Source organism: Brachybacterium sp. J144 (assembly GCF_036321705.1).
Taxonomy (GTDB): Bacteria; Actinomycetota; Actinomycetes; order Actinomycetales; family Dermabacteraceae; genus Brachybacterium.
Genome location: NZ_JAZDCG010000020.1, coordinates 16778 through 35764, shown reverse-complemented (window position 1 = coordinate 35764; position 18987 = coordinate 16778). Strand labels below are relative to the sequence as shown.

At 71.0% G+C, this 18987-nt stretch carries 15 protein-coding genes; 7 read left to right on the top strand and 8 right to left on the bottom strand.

All coding sequences use genetic code 11. From position 1 onward, the window contains the following. Nucleotides 1-30: 30 nt before the first annotated feature. Complete coding sequence (gene arfA, locus V1260_RS07475; protein WP_329746188.1) at nt 31-1545, bottom strand: arabinosylfuranosidase ArfA; 1515 nt, start codon at nt 1543-1545, stop codon at nt 31-33. 326 nt (nt 1546-1871) lie between these two features. On the opposite strand from arfA, the gene V1260_RS07470 reads away from it, so the two are divergent. Genes V1260_RS07470 through V1260_RS07460 form a run of 3 tightly spaced genes read left to right on the top strand, consistent with a single transcriptional unit; the run spans nt 1872 to nt 4452 of the window. Further along, a complete protein-coding gene (locus V1260_RS07470) occupies nt 1872-3053 on the top strand; it encodes a LacI family DNA-binding transcriptional regulator (RefSeq protein ID WP_329746187.1) in 1182 nt (393 codons plus the stop codon). After that, on the top strand, nt 3050-3856 hold the full coding sequence (locus V1260_RS07465) for a thymidylate synthase (RefSeq protein ID WP_329746186.1): 807 nt from the start codon (nt 3050-3052) through the stop codon (nt 3854-3856). The genes V1260_RS07470 and V1260_RS07465 overlap by 4 nt, the downstream gene beginning before the upstream one ends. After that, nucleotides 3853-4452: a dihydrofolate reductase gene (locus V1260_RS07460; RefSeq protein WP_442878138.1), complete on the top strand. Its 600-nt coding sequence runs from the start codon at nt 3853-3855 to the stop codon at nt 4450-4452. The genes V1260_RS07465 and V1260_RS07460 overlap by 4 nt, the downstream gene beginning before the upstream one ends. Before the next feature lie 172 nt (nt 4453-4624). On the opposite strand, the gene V1260_RS07455 is transcribed toward V1260_RS07460, so the two are convergent. From V1260_RS07455 to chvE, 7 genes are all read right to left on the bottom strand, one after another. Continuing rightward, nucleotides 4625-5566: a carbohydrate ABC transporter permease gene (locus V1260_RS07455; protein ID WP_329746185.1), complete on the bottom strand. Its 942-nt coding sequence runs from the start codon at nt 5564-5566 to the stop codon at nt 4625-4627. Beyond that, complete coding sequence (locus V1260_RS07450) at nt 5563-6555, bottom strand: carbohydrate ABC transporter permease (RefSeq protein ID WP_329746184.1); 993 nt, start codon at nt 6553-6555, stop codon at nt 5563-5565. The genes V1260_RS07455 and V1260_RS07450 overlap by 4 nt, the downstream gene beginning before the upstream one ends. Nucleotides 6556-6580: 25 nt before the next feature. Next, entirely contained in the window at nt 6581-7990 is a 1410-nt protein-coding gene (locus V1260_RS07445) for an extracellular solute-binding protein (protein ID WP_329746183.1), read from the bottom strand. A gap of 192 nt (nt 7991-8182) precedes the next feature. Further along, on the bottom strand, nt 8183-8479 hold the full coding sequence (locus tag V1260_RS07440; RefSeq protein WP_329746182.1) for a hypothetical protein: 297 nt from the start codon (nt 8477-8479) through the stop codon (nt 8183-8185). An 836-nt stretch (nt 8480-9315) separates the two neighbouring features. Next, entirely contained in the window at nt 9316-10497 is a 1182-nt protein-coding gene (gene mmsB, locus V1260_RS07435) for a multiple monosaccharide ABC transporter permease (RefSeq protein ID WP_329746181.1), read from the bottom strand. Between the two features lie 9 nt (nt 10498-10506). Then, a complete protein-coding gene (gene mmsA, locus V1260_RS07430) occupies nt 10507-12048 on the bottom strand; it encodes a multiple monosaccharide ABC transporter ATP-binding protein (RefSeq protein ID WP_329746180.1) in 1542 nt (513 codons plus the stop codon). Between the two features lie 98 nt (nt 12049-12146). Beyond that, nucleotides 12147-13316: a multiple monosaccharide ABC transporter substrate-binding protein gene (chvE, locus tag V1260_RS07425; RefSeq protein WP_329746179.1), complete on the bottom strand. Its 1170-nt coding sequence runs from the start codon at nt 13314-13316 to the stop codon at nt 12147-12149. Between the two features lie 404 nt (nt 13317-13720). On the opposite strand from chvE, the gene V1260_RS07420 reads away from it, so the two are divergent. The 4 genes from V1260_RS07420 to araA all read left to right on the top strand — a co-directional run bounded on the left by V1260_RS07420 (nt 13721) and on the right by araA (nt 18987). Then, complete coding sequence (locus V1260_RS07420; RefSeq protein ID WP_329746178.1) at nt 13721-14803, top strand: LacI family DNA-binding transcriptional regulator; 1083 nt, start codon at nt 13721-13723, stop codon at nt 14801-14803. Nucleotides 14804-14911: 108 nt separating this feature from the next. Then, nucleotides 14912-16669: a xylulokinase gene (locus V1260_RS07415; protein WP_329746177.1), complete on the top strand. Its 1758-nt coding sequence runs from the start codon at nt 14912-14914 to the stop codon at nt 16667-16669. 48 nt (nt 16670-16717) lie between these two features. Then, complete coding sequence (locus tag V1260_RS07410; RefSeq protein WP_329746176.1) at nt 16718-17473, top strand: L-ribulose-5-phosphate 4-epimerase; 756 nt, start codon at nt 16718-16720, stop codon at nt 17471-17473. 5 nt (nt 17474-17478) lie between these two features. Further along, nucleotides 17479-18987, top strand: a complete 1509-nt coding sequence (gene araA / locus V1260_RS07405; RefSeq protein ID WP_329746175.1) for an L-arabinose isomerase — start codon at nt 17479-17481, stop codon at nt 18985-18987.

Genomic DNA, 18987 nt, shown 5'->3' with positions numbered 1-18987 from the left:
GGCGGATGCTCCAGTTCGGGGGTCGACGGGTCAGCGGCGGGCGAGGCGGACGAGGGACCAGGAGATCGCGGGGAGGGAGCCGACGAGCCGGCCGTCCTCGAGCGCGATCGAGTCGTTCGCCGCGGGGACCACGGTCTCCGGGGCGTCCCGGGTGTTGGCGGCGTAGGGGTCCTCGTGGTGCAGGGTGACGGCCTCGACCAGCTCGAGGTCGCCGAAGGAGGAGAGGTCGGCGTCGAGGGCGAGCTCCTCGTCGGCCCCGCGGTTCACGACGAACACGCTGAGCGCACCGGACTCCTCGTCCCAGGTGGCGACGGCGTCGCCCGAGGCGCTGCTGCCGAAGCGCGGGTTCTCGAAGCGCGGCGAGCTGAGGCGCACATCGAGCACCTCGCCGCGGGCGTGCGCGGAAGTGAGGGCGAAGGGATGGAAGGTGGTCTGCTTCCAGGCGTCCCCGCCGGGGGCGGTCATGATCGGGGCGATCACGTTGACCAGCTGGGCGAGGGAGGCGGAGGCGACGCGGTCGCTGTGGCGCAGCAGGGAGATCAGCAGGTTGCCGAAGACCACCGCGTCCATCGCGTTGTAGGTGTCCTCGAGCAGCACCGGAGCGACGGGCCAGTCATCGCCGCTCGGCGGGCGGGACTCGGCACGGTGCTGGTACCAGATGTTCCACTCGTCGAAGCTGATCATGATCCGCTTCTCGCGCTTGAGCTTCGCGCGCACGTGATCGGCGGTCGCGACGACGGAGTCGATGAAGTGGTCCATGTCGTCGGCCGATGCGAGGAAGGAGGCCTGGTCGCCGTCCTTCTCCGAGTAGTAGGCGTGGGCGGAGATCATGTCGACGAGGTCGTAGGACTCCGTCAGGACGGTGTTCTCCCAGGCCGCGAAGGTCTCCATGGAGGAGCTGGAGGAGCCGCAGGCGATGAGCTCGAGCTCCGGATCCTCCTGCTTCATCAGCCGGGCCGCCTCGGTGGCGATGCGGGCGTACTCCTCGGCGGTCTTGTGACCGGCCTGCCACGGGCCGTCCATCTCGTTGCCGAGGCACCACATGCGGATGCCGTAGGGCTCCTCGTGACCGTTCTCGGCGCGCTGGTCGGACAGGGCGATGCCGGTGGGGGCGTTCGCGTACTGCAGGACGTCGAGGGCCTCCTCGATGCCGCGGGTGCCGAGGTTCACGGCGTACATCGGCTCGACCTCAGCCTTCTTCGCCCAGGCCATGAACTCGTCGAGGCCCACGGTGTTCGGCTCGGTGGAGTGCCAGGCGAGGTCGTGGCGGGCGGGGCGCTCCTCGACGGGGCCGACGCCGTCCTCCCAGCGGTAGCCGGAGACGAAGTTGCCGCCCGGGTAGCGCACCGAGCTCACGCCGAGCTCACGGGTGAGGGCGAGGACGTCCGCACGGAAGCCGTCGGCGTCGGCGCTCGGGTGCTCGGGCTCGTAGATGCCGGTGTAGACGCACCGGCCCAGGTGCTCGACGAAGGCGCCGAAGGTGCGGCGGCGCACCGGGGCGACGCGGAAGGCGGGGTTCAGGGTGAGGGCGAGGGTCGAGGCCACAGTGAGGATCCTTCGGGGGCGGGGCCGGGTCGCGACGATGCGACGGACCGGGCCGGGCGGGGCTGAGCGGTGTGGGCGCTGCTGAGTAGACGCTGCAATCCAAGTTCTACAACGTTGCAAACAAGCCTGTCACAGGGCGGGCGGCGAGTCAACGGACATTCTCCCCTCGTCCACCGACCCCCGCGGCGAGAACCCCCACAGACTTGGGCTAATTCGGGCCGAATTCCCCCAAGTCTGCCGGGGTTTCGGGCGCCGCACCCCGCCGAGCGACGTGACCTCGGCCCGGCGCCCGCCACCGCTCCCCCGTCGGTGCGAGAATCATCGCCATGACTCCCCCCGCCCCGCCGACCGGTCGGCACCGCCCGCCGCGGCTGCGCGACGTCGCCGAGCTGGCCGGGGTGTCGATCAAGACGGTCTCCAACGTCGTCAACGACTACCCCCACGTGAAGCCCGAGACCCGCGAGCGGGTGCAGGCCGCCATCGCGCAGGTGGGCTACCGCCCGCAGGTCGCCGCGCAGCAGCTGCGCACCGGGTCGTCGGGGATGATCACGCTCGCGCTGCCGTCGCTGACCTTCACCTACTTCTCCGACATCGCGCAGGCCTTCATCGAGGCGGCCCAGCGGCGGCGGCTGACGATCATCGTGCACACCACGGAGGGCGGCCCCGAGGCGGAGCGCACCGTGCTGCAGGGCTTCGAGCGCGTGCTCGGCGACGGCGTCATCTTCAACCCGCTGCACCTGTGGGAGGAGGAGCTGGCGCGCATGGATCACACCAGCCAGCCCACCGTGTTCATCGGCGAGCACCTGCCGGAGGCGCTGCCGCGTGGGTCGGACTACGTCCGCATCGACAACGAGGCGGCCTCCTTCGACGCGACCTCGCACCTGATCGCGCAGGGCCGCACGCAGCTCGGCTTCCTCGGCGCGATCACCTCGCCCCACGGCGAGCAGCCGCACAGCTCCGGCACGCTGCGTCGGGCGGGATTCAAGCGGGCGCTGCGCGAGCACGGCATGGACCCCGCCTCCGCCGTGCTGCAGGAGGTGCGGGACTGGCATCGCCAGGACGGCTTCGACGGGATGGCGGCGCTCCTCGAGCGCATGCCCGACGTCGACGGGGTGGTGTGCGCGAACGACGACCTCGCGATCGGCGTGCTCGCGAGGCTGCGTCGGGTGGGGCGGCGCGTGCCCGAGGACGTCGCCGTGATCGGCTACGACGACACCCCCGACGCCCCCTTCACCTCCCCGTCGCTGTCCACCATCTCCCCCGACAAGCAGCAGCTCGCCGCCACCGTGCTCGACCTGATCACCGAGCGGATCGCGGGCTACGACGGCCCGCCCCGGACCGTGGACGTGCCCTACACGCTGGTCACGCGCGACTCGACCGCCGTCGGCCGCCGCGCGCAGACCACCTCCGAGCCGACCTCCGTCGACCCGATCGTCTCCGACCGGCCCGACTCCGAGACAACCGCCCCCGACCCGTCCGCCGTCGACCTCGAGGAGCTCCCCCGGTGACCACCATCCCCACCCCCTACGAGGACCTGTTGCGCGAGGTGCTCGAGACCGGCGCCGCGAAGGGCGACCGAACCGGCACCGGCACCCGCAGCCTCTTCGGTCGGCAGATCCGCTATGACCTCTCTCAGGGTTTCCCGCTGCTGACCACCAAGCGGGTGCACACCCGGTCGGTGTTCCTCGAGCTGCTGTGGTTCCTGCGCGGCGACACCAACGTGCGCTGGCTCCAGGAGCGCGGGGTGACGATCTGGGACGAGTGGGCCGACGAGAACGGCGACCTCGGCCCGGTCTACGGGGCGCAGTGGCGCTCGTGGCCCACGCCCGACGGCGGCGTGATCGACCAGATCACCGACGTCGTCGAGCAGATCCGCACGAACCCCGACTCGCGGCGCCTGATCGTCTCCGCCTGGAACCCGGCCGACATCCCCCGCATGGCGCTCGCCCCCTGCCACGCCCTGTTCCAGTTCGAGGTGCACGACGGGAAGCTGTCCTGCCAGCTGTACCAGCGCAGCGCCGACCTGCTCCTCGGCGTCCCGTTCAACATCGCGAGCTACGCGCTGCTGACCCACATGGTCGCCCAGCAGACGGATCTCGAGGTCGGTGACTTCGTGTGGACCGGCGGGGACTGCCACATCTACGACAACCACGTCGAGCAGGTCGAGCGGCAGCTCGCGCGGGAGCCGTTCCCGTACCCGACGCTGCGGCTGAACCGCCGGCCCGCCTCGATCCTCGAGTACGAGCTCGAGGACATCGAGATCGTGGGCTACCAGCACCATCCGGGCATCAAGGCGCCGGTGGCGGTGTGAGCACGGCCGACGGGGTGGGCGCGGTGGACGGCGGCGCGGATGTCCGTGCGGCAGGCGGTGCGGCATCTGGCGATGTCGCGGGGGAGGCGCCGGGGATCGGGATGATCTGGGCGCAGGCCCGCGGCGGCGTGATCGGCGCCGGCGGCACGATGCCCTGGCACCTGCCGGAGGACCTGAAGCACTTCCGCCGCACCACCTCCGGCAGCCCCGTCGTCATGGGGCGCCGCACCTGGGACTCCTTCCCCCCGCGCTTCCGCCCCCTGCCCGGACGCACCAACATCGTCATCACCCGCGACGACGACCTCGAGCTGCCCGGCGCCGTGCGCGCCCGCTCGCTGCCCGAGGCGCTCGAGCTCGCGGCGAGCGAGGCCGGCCCCGGGGTGACCACCTGGGTGATCGGCGGCGGCACGATCTACGCCGCGGCGATGGAGGTCGCGGAGGTCCTGGTGGTCACCGAGATCGACCTCGAGGTCGCCGGCGACACCCTCGCCCCCGCGATCCCCGCCGACTTCCGCCTGGCGGGGACGGATCCCGCGGAGGGCTGGCACGAATCGGCCGACGGGCTGCGCTTCCGAGTCCTCACCTACCTGCGCTGAGCGCGCCCGGCCCGGCCACACCCCACGCCGGCGATCACCGCGGCCCCGGTCGTACCGCCTGCGCCTGCCCGCGGCCCCTCACCGTGCTCCTCGGCGCATGAGGGAGCATGTTCACCGGAACATGCTCCCTCAGGAGCCGCTACTCACTAGTAACCGCGTGTGGGGGGAATGGTCAGGCCCCGGCGATGCCCGTCGTCGAGATGCCCTTGATGATCTGGCGCTGGAAGAACAGGAACACCACGATCAGCGGCAGCGCCGCGAGCATCGCCTGAGCCATGTTCTGCGCGTACTGGATGCCGTAGGCGCTGATCACGGTCTGCAGACCAGTGGGCAGGGTCATCAGGCTCGCGTCGTTGACCACGATGAACGGCCACAGGAAGTTGTTCCAGGCCCCGATGAACACGAAGATCGAGACCGCGCCGAGGATCGGCCGCGAGAGCGGCAGCACGATGCTGAGCAGGATCTTCAGCCGGCTCGCGCCGTCCATCAGCGCGGCCTCCTCCAGCTCCCGCGGGATCTGGTCGAAGAACTTCATCAGGATGAACACCATCGGTGCCGCGACCACCTGCGGCAGGATGATCCCCCAGTAGGTGTCGACGAGGTTCAGCCCCAGCATCAGGTGGAACAGCGGGACGATGAGGATCTGCCCCGGGATCATGATCGATCCGACGATCAGGGCGATGATCGCCTTCCGCCCCGCGAACTCCATGCGGCTGAGCGCATAGCCGGCCAGCGCCGAGATCACGACGGTGATGATCGTGACCGCGGTCGAGGTGATGAGGCTGTTCCACGCCCATCGCGGCACCTGGCCCGAGGTCAGCACGGTGAGGTAGGCGTCGAGGGTGAAGCCGTTCTCGGGGATGATCGTCACCGGCATCGCGGCGGCCTCGGCCTCGGTCTTGAACGAGGTCAGCGCCGCCCACAGCACGGGCACGAGCCAGAGCAGGGCGAGGACCGCGAGGATCACGAAGGCGACCACGCGCGCGGGGTCGGTCCGGCGTCGGCGTCGGCCCCCATCGGCCGCACCCGGGCGGGCGCTCGCGCCCCCGGTCGAGCCCGAGCGGGAGCCGACAGTGGCGTCGGCCGTGGGACTGGTGGGGTTCGCGGCGCTCATGCCTTCACGCTCCGTCGGCTCGAGATGACCATGTACGCGATGGAGATCGCGATGATCAGGAAGAAGAAGATGTAGGAGATCGCCGAGGCGTAGCCCAGCCGGTAGCCGGTGAAGCCGACCTCGTAGATGTACAGCAGCACCGGGCGGGTCGAGCCGCCGGGACCGCCGCCGGTCATCTGGTAGATCTGGTCGAAGACCTTCAGCGAGGCGAGCAGCTGCAGCACGAGCACCAGCACGGTCGTGGGCGCGAGCTGCGGCAGGGTGATGGAGAGGAACTTCCGCCAGCGACCGGCGCCGTCGAGCGACGCCGCCTCGTAGAGCTGGTCGGGGATGTTCTGCAGCGCGGCGAGGTACAGCAGGAAGTTGAAGCCGATCGTCCACCACACGGTGGTCATCACGACGGCGATCATCGCGGTGTTCGGATCCTGCAGCCATGCGGGCCCCGCGATCCCGAACCAGCCCAGCACCGTGTTCACAAGTCCCAGCTGCGGGTTGTACATCCAGTTCCAGAACTTCGACACGACGGTCGAGGCCAGCAGGAACGGCAGGAAGAACGCGAGCCGCCAGAACCACTGGCCCGGCAGGCCGATGTTCACCAGGATCGCGAGGCCCATGGCGATGAGCACGAGCGGGATGGTGGACAGGACCGTGAACCAGGCGGTGTTGCCGAGCGAGGTCCACACGTTCGGGTCGCTGAGCGCCTCGGTCCAGTTCGCGAGGCCGACGAAGCCGGTGTTGGTGCCGGCGAGGCTGGTGCCGGTGAAGCTCATCCACAGGCCGTAGATCGTGGGCCAGATGAGGAACAGGCCGAACGCGGCGAGGAAGGGCAGGCAGTAGATCCAGCCGCGCAGGTTCTCGGCGCGGCGGCGTCGGCGGCGGCTCTCGGAACGGTCTGCTCCGCCGGCGGCGGCCGACGGGGGCTGGGCGATGGGGGCGGGCTGGGCGGCGCGGGGACCGCTGGGAGCGGTCAGGCCGTCGGCGGTGGTCATCTCTCGTCTCCTTCGACGGGGCCGGTCACATCGGGCTCGGCTTGGCGAGCAGGTCGTTGATGCGGGCGACGAAGGCGTTCCAGCCCTCGAGGGGGTCGGTGCGCCGCGCCCACACGTTCTGCATGTCGTTGCCGAAGTAGGTGTGGAAGTCGCTGCCCGATCCGGTGAACCAGGCGGGCGGGTCGTAGACCAGGTGGTCGATCGCGTCGGCGTAGTGGGACTGCGGCACGAGGTCCGCATAGCCGGGGTCCTCGAGCACCGGTGCGTAGGCGGGGATGTGGCCCGCCCCGGCCCAGGCGAGGGAGTTCTGGAGCAGGTGGGCGACGAGGCCGTGGACGGCGCGACGACGCTCGGGATCGGGATCGCTCTGGTGCGGGAGCACGAAGGAGTGGGAGTCGGCGTAGGCGGTCGGATCGCCGAACACGCCGGGGATCACCGTCATGTCGAAGGGCAGCCCCTCGTTCTTGTAGCTGCCGGTCTCCCAGACGCCGCCGTAGAACGCGCCGCTGCCGCCGGTGGCGAACTCGGAGATGGCGGTGCCGCCGTCGTGGCCGGGGTTGCCGACCTCGCCGTCGATCAGGGAGAGGATCCACTCGATCGCCTCGACGACCAGCTCCTCCTGGTAGCCCATGGTGCCGCCGACGGGCAGGTCGATCGTGCCGCCGAGCTGCGTGTAGTAGGTCGAGAACATGCGCCACTGGTTGGAGCCGTCGCCGAGATAACCCCAGCTGAGCCCGTAGCCGCTGGGGGCCTTCGCCCCGAGCTCGAGGGCGAGGGCGCGGAAGTCCTCGGGGGTGTTGGTGGGCAGCAGCAGGCCGTCGCTGCCGAGCACCCCCGCCGCCTCGGCGATCTCGGTGTTGTAGTAGAGGACGAAGGGGTGCGAGTCGAGCGCGATGCAGGTCAGCGTGCCGTCCACGACCATCTTCTCCCAGATCAGCTCCGGGAAGTCCTCCTGGTGGACGCCGAACTCGCCGAGCAGGTCGAGGTCCCACTCGTCGAGCAGGCCGCCCGGGGCGTAGCCGGGGACGCGCGCGGCGTGCATGACGGCAAGGTCGGGGGCGCGGCCGCCCGCCGAGGCCATCGCGAGCTTCGTGTAGTACGGGGCGCCCCAGCCGAGCACAGTCTGCTGCACGCGGGCGGCGCCGTCGGTGGCCATGTAGCCGTCGATCAGCTCGCTCATGGTGACGCCGTCCGGGCCGGAGAGCAGGTGCCAGTAGGCGATGTCCTCGGTGCCGCGGGCGCTCGCGCCGGAGCAGGCCGCGAGGCTGCCGGCCGCGCCCAGGGCACCGATCCCGCCGAGGCCCTTGAGGAGGGTGCGGCGGGTGGGGCTGGGGGCGGGATTGGTCCTGGCGGGTGTGGTCCCGGCGGGGGTTCCGCCCGGGATGGGGATCGAGCCCGGGGCTGGGGTCCCGGGGCGTGGGGATGTCGGCGTCATGCGGTCCACCTCTTCGTGGTCGGGGCCGGCTCGCACCCTGTGTGGCGCGGGGGCGTCCGATCGTCGTCCGTCTGCTGACCCAGAAATTACATCGTTGCAAAGTGGCGGTCAACACACCGAGGTCCCAGGCGGGCAACCCCGCGCCGCGCCGCAAACACCCGCGGTGCCGCTACCGCCCGGTAGGCACCCGCCTCACCCCAGCCCCTCCCCCGACTGCCCGGGGGCGCCGAGGCGGGCGCGGTCCGTCGGATACATGGCGGTGAGCAGCGCATGGGCGCGTCGACCCTCGACGGATCTAGGCAGCTGGGAGTACTCGGCGAACAGCGCCATCACGCGATCCCAGAATTCGGCGGCCTGCGCGTCGTCGATCCAGGCGTAGCGGACCAGGCCGCGCAGGTCGTCGTCCCGCACCGCATCCTCGGCCTCGCGCGCGGCGGCCTCGAAGAGCCCCGGCGCCTCCGGGCGCGGAGGGACGCGGACGTTCCCCACGGAGAAGAGCCCGGCGCTGCGGCCGTCTTACAACTCCTCGCGCCCGCGGACCCGCCGGGTGCGCACGACCTTCAACGCTCCGACGTCGTGCAGGACGCCCACGTGGTAGGCGATGCTGCTCTGCGGTCGGCCGACCCTACCCCGGGTCCCGGGCAGGACAGCGAGGACGCGAGATGACACCCCGGAACAGCCACGGCCGCACGGCGCACCGATGACCACCCCCGAGACCCCGAGCACCTGGACGGTGCGCCCCCTCGACGGCGACACCTGGGACGACTTCGCCGAGCTGGTCGAGCGCAACGGCGGCGTGTTCGGCGGATGCTGGTGCACGGGGCACCACGCGACGGCCGACGGCACGTCATTCCAGGAGATCCGCGGCCTCGACAAGCGCGCCGCGACGGAGGAGCTGGTGCGCGCGGGCCGAGCCCATGCCGCCCTGGTCCACGACGACCAGGGCGTCGCCCAGGGCTGGACCAGGTTCGGGCGGCGCGACGGGGTCGCGCGGGCGGGCCTCGCCGGGGCGCTCGAGATGATCGCGGCTGACCAGGGCGGCACCGTCGAGTCGATCCCCGAGATTGTCAGATCGTCACCGGCCGCACCGCGCACAGCCGCTCCTGTTCCAGGCCTCGGTCGAACTGTTCGGGGAGCACGGATTCCACCCCGTGAGGCAGCTCGGCAAATGGGCCTGGCTGGTCCGCCGCACCGTGCCCGCGGCGGGCTCGAACTAGGTAGCGGCGTCTGGGGGAGCGTGTTCCCGCGAATATGCTTCCCCAGACGCCGCTACTCACCGGCAATCCGGCCGGGCGGGCCGGGGCGGGGCACCCCGGCGTCGGCCCTCACGCCCCGACGGCCGAGCGCTTCTTGTTGTAGACGTCGAAGGCGACGGCGAGCACGAGGACCACGCCGCGGACCACCGACTGGGTCGACTGGTCGATGCCCATGATCTGCATGCCGTTCGACATGACCGCCATGATCAGGCCGCCGATGATGGCGCCCTGCACCTTGCCGATGCCGCCCGTGACCGCGGCGCCGCCGATGAAGGCCGCGGCGATCGCGTCGAGCTCGAACATGTTGCCGGCGCCCGGCTGCGCGCTGTTGGAGCGGGCCGAGTAGACGATGCCGGCGACCGCGGAGAGCAGGCCCATGTTCACGAACAGGAGCATGTTCACGCGCTTGGTGTTCACGCCGGAGAGCTTCGCGGCCTGCAGGTTGCCGCCCATCGCGTAGATGTGCCGGCCGAAGATCGTGCGCTGGCTGATGAACCCGTAGATCAGGATCAGGGCCGCGAGCAGGATCAGCACCACGGGGAGTCCGCGGCTGTGGGCCAGCTGCCAGGCGAACGCCATGACCACGAGCGCGACCGCGGCGTTCTTCAGCCAGAACAGCCACTGCGCCTCGACCTGCTGCTTGTACTTGAGCTTCGCGAGCCGGCCGCGGAATTGCTGCACCGCGAACACGACCACCAGGGCGGCGGCCAGGATCAGGGTGAACGCGTCGTAGCCGTAGCCGCCGAGGAGCCCGTTGAGGAAGCCGCCCGCGATGTACTTGTACTGCTCCGGGAACGGGGACAGCGACACGTTGCCGAGCACCTGCATCGTCAGGCCGCGGAAGATGAGCATGCCCGCGAGCGTCACGATGAAGGCGGGGATGCCGACGTACGCGACCCAGAAGCCCTGCCACAGCCCGACCAGGATGCCGGTGCCGAGCGCCGCGAAGACGCCCAGCCACCAGGGCATGCCGTTCTGGATCACGACCACGGCAGCGACCGCGCCGGTAAGCGCGACCACCGAGCCGATGGACAGGTCGATGTGCCCGGCGACGATGATCAGCAGCATGCCGATCGCGAGGATCAGGATGTACGAGTACTGCAGCACCAGGTTCGTGAGGTTGCCGGGGCTGAGCAGCTTGCCCCCGGTGAGGATGGTGAACAGCAGGATGATCGCGACGAACGCGATGTAGATGCCGCTCGAGCGCATGTTGCGCGTGAGCAGCTCCTTGATGTCAGACGTTCCGGCCATGAGGCGACCTCACTCCTTCTCCATGGTCATGAGCTCCATGAGGTGCTCCTGCGTGGCGTCCTGGGCGGCGACCTCTCCGGTGATGCGGCCCGCGGACAGCGTGTAGATGCGATCGGACAGCCCCATCACCTCGGGCAGCTCCGAGGAGATGACGATGATCGCCTTGCCCGCGGCGGCGAGCTCGTTGATGATCGTGTAGATCTCGAACTTGGCGCCGACGTCGACGCCGCGCGTCGGCTCGTCGAGGATCAGCACGTCGGGCTCCGTGAACAGCCACTTGCTGAGCACGACCTTCTGCTGGTTGCCGCCCGAGAGCTTGCCGACCAGCGACATCACCGTCGGCGTCTTGATGTTGAGCGAGGAGCGGTAGCGCTCGGCGACCGCGATCTCCTCGTTGCCGTTGATCCAGCCGCCGGTCGTGACCTTCGGCAGGGCGGCCGCGGTGATGTTGGTGCGGATGTCCTGGATCAGGTTCAGCCCGTACTGCTTGCGGTCCTCGGACACGTACGCGATGCCGTGGCGGATCGCCTCGCGCACGGAGGTCATCCGCACCGCCCGGCCGCGGACGTAGGCCGTGCCGGTGATGTCGCGACCGTAGGAGTGGCCGAAGACGCTCATGGCGAGCTCGGTGCGACCGGCGCCCATGAGCCCGGCGATGCCGACGACCTCACCCGCGCGCACGTTGAGCGACGCGCCGTCGACGACGACACGGCCCGACTGGGTCGGGTGGTCGACGTGCCAGTCCTCGATCCGCAGCACCTCCTCGCCGATCTCGACGTCACGCTCCGGGTAGAGGTTGTCGATGTCGCGGCCGACCATGCCCTTGATGAGGCTCGGGATGAGGGTGCGCCGCTGGTCGTCGGGCACGTGCATGTCGATCGACTCGATCGTCGAGCCGTCGCGGATGATCGTCGTGGAGTCGGCGACGGCGGTGATCTCGCCGAGCTTGTGGCTGATGATGATGCTGGTGACGCCCTGGTCGCGGAGCCCGCGGATGAGCCCGAGCAGGTGCTCGGAGTCGTCGTCGTTCAACGCGGCGGTGGGCTCGTCGAGGATCAGCAGGCTCACGTTCTTCGAGAGCGCCTTCGCGATCTCGACGAGCTGCTGCTTGCCGACGCCGAGCTGGCCGACGGGGGTCACCGGCTTCTCGGAGAGGCCGACGCGCTCGAGCAGCTCGGCCGCGCGCGCATTGGTCTCGTGCCAGCTGATCACGCCGCCGCGGGCCTGCTCGTTGCCGAGGAAGATGTTCTCGGCGATCGACAGGTGCGGCACCAGGGCGAGCTCCTGGTGGATGATCACGATGCCCTCGGCCTCGGAGTCGTTGATGCCGGAGAACGCGACCTCCCGGCCGCGGTAGACGATCTGCCCCTCGTAGCTGCCGGCCGGCTCGACGCCGGAGAGCACCTTCATCAGAGTCGACTTGCCGGCGCCGTTCTCGCCGCAGATCGCGTGGATCTCGCCCTCGCGCACGGTGAGGGTGACGTCCTTGAGCGCGGTGACGCCCGGGTACTTCTTGGTGATGCTCCTCATCTCGAGGATGGTGTCGTGCACGGGTCCCTCCTTCGGTCCCTCGCGGGCGGGCAGGCCACGGCCCGAGGGCCCCGGGGTGCTGGGCACCGCCGGGGCCCCGCGGGCCGGGTCCGCACCGCTCAGAGCTGGCCGGAGTCGACCTGCTCCTGCGTGTAGTACCCGGAGTCGACCATGATCTCCTCGTAGTTCGAGGCCAGGACCATCTGGACCTCGAGCAGGTACGACGGCACGACCTTCACGCCGTTGTCGTAGGTCTCGGTGTCGTTGGCCTCGGGCTCGCTGCCGTTCAGGAACGCCTCGGTCGCGACGATCGCCTGCTCGGCGAGGTTGCGGGTGTCCTTGAAGATGGTCGAGTGCTGGACGTCGTCGGCGATCAGCTTGATCGACGCGATCTCGGCGTCCTGGCCGGTCACGACGGGCAGCCCCTCGGAGAGGGTCGGGCCGAGGCCCGCGTTCTGCAGAGCGTTGATGATGCCGCGGGACAGCGGGTCCGCCGGGGCGAGGACGCCGTGCAGCTCCTCGCCGCCGTTGTAGTGGGTGGTCAGCAGGTTCTCCATGCGCTTCTGGGCGGTCTCCTGCTCCCAGCGCTGGGTGGCGGCCTGCTCGATGTCCATCTGCCCGGAGGGGACGGCGATCGTGCCCGCGTCGATGTAGGGCGTAAGGGTGTCGATCGCGCCCTGCCAGAACAGGTGGGCGTTGTTGTCGTCGAGCGAGCCGGCGAACAGCTCGATGTTCAGGGGGCCGGCGGGGGCGTCGGCCGCCTCCTCGAAGTTCTCGTCCAGCAGGCCGAGCCCGAAGAGCAGGGCGTTGGCCTGGTTCACGCCGACCTTGTAGTTGTCGAAGGTGACGTAGAAGCTGACGTTCTCGTTGTCGGTGAGCAGACGGTCGTAGGCGATGACCGGAATGTTCGCGGCGGCGGCCGCGTCCAGCTGGGCGGAGAGGGAGGCGCCGTCGATCGAGGCGATGAGCAGGGCGGCCACGCCGTTGCTGACCATCTGGTCGATCTGCTGCTGCTGGGTCGGGATGTCGTCGTCGGCGTACTGCATGTCGACGGTGAAGCCCTTGTCCTCCAGGCCCTTCTTGATGTTGTTGCCATCGGCGACCCAGCGCTCGTAGGTCTGGGTCGGCATGGCGACGCCGACGGTGAGGTCAGCGGGGTCGACCTCGCCGCCGCCTCCGCCGGCGCCCCCGCCGGTCGAGCCGGCACCCTCGCCGCCGCACGCGGCCAGAAGAAGCGCTGCGGCAGCGGCCGAGCTGCCGCCGAGAAGGAAGTTCCTGCGAGTGGCCATGGGTGATACCTCCGTGTGTACGACGTCGTAACGGTGTTCCTCGCGGTGCTCCGGGGTGACGTGCGGCCGGGCGGCGTCCGTGCCGTCGCGGCCGACGGGTCGTCGGTGGAGCGGTGGGCCCGTCGGGCCCGGGTCATGCACCTCGTGTCCGACGACTGCTGTCTGAGACGGGCGAGATGCACGATGCTAACGTTCACATGTAAGCACGGCCGGGACCTTCGGCGGTCCACGAGGGGGTCACGAATCGACAACGAAGCCCGGCGGGATCGCCTCCCCGGGCTCCGCGATCTCGGCCCCTACGATCCGGCGAGGCTGTTCCTCACGCAGGCCACGACCTTCCGCCCCCGACCCCGCCTCCCCCGTCCCACCAGCGCCTTCTCCCCTACGACGACCAAGGACCGCTCATGGCACCGACGACGCGACGCCCCTCGATGGCGGATGTCGCCGCGCGCTCGGGCGTCTCGTATCAGACGGTCTCGCGCGTGCTCAACGAGCCGGGGATCGTGCGCCCGGAGACCCGCGACCGGGTGCAGCGGGCGATCGACGACCTCGGCTACACCCCGAACCGTGCGGCGCGCGCCCTGAAGACGACCCGTTCCTCGCTGATCGGCCTGCTCACGGACGGGTCCTCGCTGTTCGGCCCCGCGGAGACGGCGACCGCGATCGAGACCGCCGCGCGCGAGGCCGGCTACTCGGTGCTGCTCACGACGGTCGGCACCGCCGCCGACGCGGCGGCAGGGTCGGCCGACGGCGCGCGTCGCGGGACGGCCGACGGGGCAACCCGCGCGACCGACGCCGCGGCGGGCGCGAGCCTCATCGGCTCCGGGGTCGACGGGATCCTCGTCGTCGCCGCGCACGAGGGGATGCTGCCGGTGGTCGCCGCGGCGGCCGCGTCAATCCCGGTGGTCGCAGTCTCGGCGCAGCCGACGTCGGCCCCGGGCGTCGACGTCGTGGGCGTCGACCAGCACCGGGGCGCGCGCGAGGTCGTCCACCACCTCGCGCGGACCGGCGTACGGACGGTCGCTCACCTGCCCGGACCGGCGGACTGGTTCGACGCCCGCGCCCGCCTCCACGGCTTCGAGCAGGCCCTCGAGGAGCTCGGGATCGACGGGACGACCACCGCCCCCGGCGACTGGACTCCCCGCTCGGGCTACGAGCTGACCTGCGGACTCCTCGCCTCCGGCCTGCCAGACGCGATCTTCGCCGCGAACGACATGATGGCGATCGGTGCCCTCCACGCGCTCGACGAGCACGGGGTGCGGGTGCCGCAGGACGTGGCCGTCGTCGGCTACGACGACACGGTCGGGGCGGAGTACCTGATCCCGTCGCTGACCACGGTCTCTCAGCCCTTCGCCGAGCTCGGCCGCCTCGCGCTGCACCGGCTGCTCGAGGTGCTCGACGGCGCCGATCCCACGTCGCACGGGACGACGACCCTGCCGCCGCGCCTCGTGGTCCGCCGCTCGACGCGGCCCGAGCGCACGCACTGAGTCCACGTGCCGAGCACACGACTCGCGCCACGTCGCGACCCGCGCACGGTCCGTCCACTCGGAATGTGAACGTTGACATTCCCCAGCCGGACCTGATGGGATGGGCGCATGACGCACGCAGACGTGTCCCCGACCGACCCCACCCCCGCCGCAAGCCCGTCGCCCGCCGCGGGCGCCGCCCCCGCCGCGCCGGGCACCCCCGCCGAGACCATCTCCGCCGGTCACGCCCTGCTGGGTCTCGAGCTCGGCTCCACCCGCATCAAGGCGGCGCTGATCGACGAGAGCGGCGCGGTGCTGGCCACCGGCTCGCACGCGTGGGAGAACGAGCTGGTCGGCGAGACCTGGACCTACTCGCTGGACTCCGTGTGGGCGGGGATCGCCGACTGCTTCGCCGATCTCGCCCGCGAGGTGCGCGAGCGGCACGCCGTGGAGCTGACCTCCCTGCGGGGCCTCGGGATCTCCGCGATGATGCACGGCTACCTGGCCTTCGACGCCGAGGGCGAGCAGCTCGCCGAGTTCCGCACGTGGCGCAACACCTTCACCACCGAGGCGTCGGCGCTGCTCAGCGAGACCCTCGGCCAGAACATCCCGCTGCGCTGGAGCGTCTCCCATCTGCTCCACGCGGTGATGCAGGGCGAGGAGCACGTCCAGCGCCTCGCGCACCTCACCACCCTCGCGGGCTACGTGCACTGGCGACTCACCGGACGCCGGGTGCTCGGCGTCGGCGATGCGAGCGGCATGTTCCCGATCGCCGCCGCGGGCGACGCCTTCGACCCCGAGCTCCTCGAGCGCTTCGCCGCTCTCGACGCGGTCGCCGAGGTGCCCTGGTCGCTGCCGGATCTGCTCCCCGAGGTGCTCGTCGCGGGACAGGACGCGGGCCGGCTCACCGCCGAGGGCGCGGCCCTGCTCGACCCGAGCGGCACCCTGCAGCCCGGGGCGATCACCGCGCCCCCGGAGGGCGATGCAGGCACGGGCATGGTCGCGACGCAGGCCGTCGAGCCGCGCACCGGCAACGTCTCGGCGGGCACGAGCGCCTTCGCGATGGTCGTCCTCGAGCGCCCGCTGTCCGGGCCGCGCGAGGAGATCGACCTGGTCACGACCCCGGCCGGCGACCCCGTCGCGATGATCCACACGAACAACTGCACCACCGATCTCGACGCCTGGCTGGGGCTGTTCTCCCGGTTCGCGGAGCTGATCGGTGCCCCGCAGTCCGCGGAGGACCTGTATGCGACGCTCTTCGCCGCAGGCGCCGCGGGGGATGCCGATGCGGGCGGGATCCTCACCTACAACTACGTCTCGGGCGAGCACCAGACGGGCGTCGCCTCCGGTCGTCCGCTGCTGGTCCGCGAGCAGTCCGCGCGCTTCACCCTGGAGAACTTCCTGCGCGCACAGCTGTACGGGGCGTTCGGCGCCCTGGCCGTCGGCATGGAGGCGCTGCTCCAGGACGAGGGCGTGCAGCTCGACGTGATGTACGCCCACGGCGGCATCTTCCGCACCCGCGGCGTCGCCCAGCAGGTGCTCGCCGACGCGCTCGGCACTCCGGTCGCCCTCGGCGAGTCCGCCGGGGAGGGCGGCGCGTGGGGCATGGCGCTGCTCGCCGCGCACACCGCCCGCACGGCCGACGGGGGCTCCGGTTCCGATGCCAGGTCCAGCTCCGACGCCGGGTCCGACACCGGCTCCGGCGCTGGCTCCGAGTCCAGCGCCGGCCGGTCGCTCAGCGACTACCTCTCCGAGGTCGTCTTCGCCGATCAGGAGCTCAGCACCCTCGACCCCGACCCTGCGGGCTCCGCCGGGCACGCCACCTGGCTGTCCGGCTACCGCGCCGCCCTCCCCGTCGAGCGCCTCGCCGGCGAGCTCCTCGACTGACCCGTCCGCCCGCCCCGTCGGCCGCATCACCCCTTCGGAAGGAACCCCATGACCCTCGTCCTCGCCGACCTGCCCCGCGCCACGCAGCGCGCGGTGGCCGAGACCCGTGAGCGCGTCGCCGCGCTGCACGCCGAGCTGCCCCGCAACGGGCTCGTCGTGTGGACCGCCGGCAACGTCTCCGAGCGGGTGCCCGCGGTCGACCGCGGCGTGCCCGGCCTCCTGGTCATCAAGCCGTCCGGCGTCTCCTACGACGAGCTCTCGGCGGACGCGATGGTGGTCTGCACCCTCGACGGGAAGAAGATCGAGGACGGCACCCCGGCCGCCCTGGTCCCCTCCTCGGACACCGACGCCCACGCCTACGTGTACGCGCACCTGGACCACGTCGGCGGGGTCGTGCACACCCACTCGACCTACGCGACCGCCTGGGCGGCGCGCGGCGAGGAGATCCCCTGCGTGCTGACGATGATGGCGGACGAGTTCGGCGGCCCCATCCCCGTGGGCCCCTTCGCGATCATCGGCGACGACTCGATCGGGCGCGGCATCGTGGAGACCCTCCGCGACTCGCGCTCCCGGGCCGTGCTGATGCAGAACCACGGCCCGTTCACCATCGGCAAGGACGCCCGCGACGCGGTGAAGGCGGCCGTGATGTGCGAGGAGGTGGCGCGCACCGTGCACGTCTCCCGCCAGCTCGGCGAGCCGCTGCCGATCGCACAGGGCCACATCGACTCCCTCTTCGACCGCTACCAGAACGTCTACGGCCAGCCGGCCGCGGGCGCCGCCGACCAGCCCAGCCAGGAGGCCTGAGCCCCATGCAGAACCCCTTCGAGACCCGCGAGATCTGGTTCCTCACCGGCAGCCAGGGGCTGTACGGCCCCGAGACCCTCGAGCAGGTCGCCGAGCAGTCCCGCGGGATCGCCGAGACCCTCGACGCCGCCTCCGACATCCCCGTGCGGATCGTCTGGAAGCCGGTGCTGACCGACCGCGACGCGATCCGCGAGATCGCCCTGGCCGCGAATGCGGACCCGGCCTGCGTCGGCGTGATCACCTGGATGCACACCTTCTCCCCCGCGAAGATGTGGATCCAGGGCCTCGACGCCCTGCAGACCCCGCTGCTGCACCTGCACACCCAGGCGAACGTCGCCCTGCCCTGGTCCACGATCGACATGGACTTCATGAACCTCAACCAGGCCGCGCACGGCGACCGCGAGTTCGGGTACATCGCCACCCGCCTCGGCGTGGACCGCAAGACCGTGGTCGGCCACGCCTCGGACCAGGCGGTGCAGGGCAGGATCGGCCGCTGGGCCCGCGCCGCGACCGGCTGGGCCGAGATGCACTCCCTGAAGCTCGCCCGCTTCGGCGACAACATGCGCAACGTCGCCGTCACCGAGGGGGACAAGACCGAGGCCGAGCTGCGGCTCGGCGTCTCCGTGAACACCTGGGGCGTCAACGAGCTGGTCACGGTGGTGGATGCGATCGAGGACAGCGCGATCGACGAGCTGGTCGCCGAGTACGAGCTGCTCTACGACGTGGTGCCCGAGCTGCGCCGTGGCGGCGAGCGCCACGAGTCGCTGCGCTACGGCGCCCGCCAGGAGCTTGGCCTGCGCCGCTTCCTCGAGGAGGGCGGCTTCGGCGCGTTCACCACGAACTTCGAGGACCTCGGCGGGCTGCGCCAGCTGCCCGGACTCGCCGTGCAGCGCCTCATGGCCGACGGCTACGGCTTCGGCGCCGAGGGCGACTGGAAGACCGCGATCCTGGTACGGGTCGCCGCGGTGATGGGCCACGGCCTGCCCGGCGGCGCCTCGCTCATGGAGGACTACACCTACGAGATGACGCCGGGGAGGGAGAAGATCCTCGGCGCGCACATGCTCGAGGTCTCCCCCAGCCTCACCACCCGCAAGCCCTCCCTCGAGATCCACCCGCTGGGGATCGGGGACCGCGAGGACCCGGTGCGGCTGAAGTTCTCGGCCGACGCCGGCCCCGCCGTCGTCGTCGCCCTCTCCGACATGCGCGAGCGCTTCCGCCTGGTCGCGAACGTGGTCGAGGTGGTCGAGCCCGACGAGGCGCTGCCGCAGCTGCCGGTCGCATGCGCCGTGTGGGAGCCGGCCCCGGACTTCGCCACCTCGGCCGAGTGCTGGCTGACCGCCGGCGCCGCGCACCACACGGTGATGAGCACCGCGCTGGGCCTCGAGGTGTGGGAGGACCTCGCCACGATCGGCGGGATCGAGCTCGCGATCATCGACGAGACCACCACGGTGCGCTCCTTCACCCAGGACCTGCGCACCAACCAGGTCTTCCACCGCCTCGCCCAGGGTTTCTGA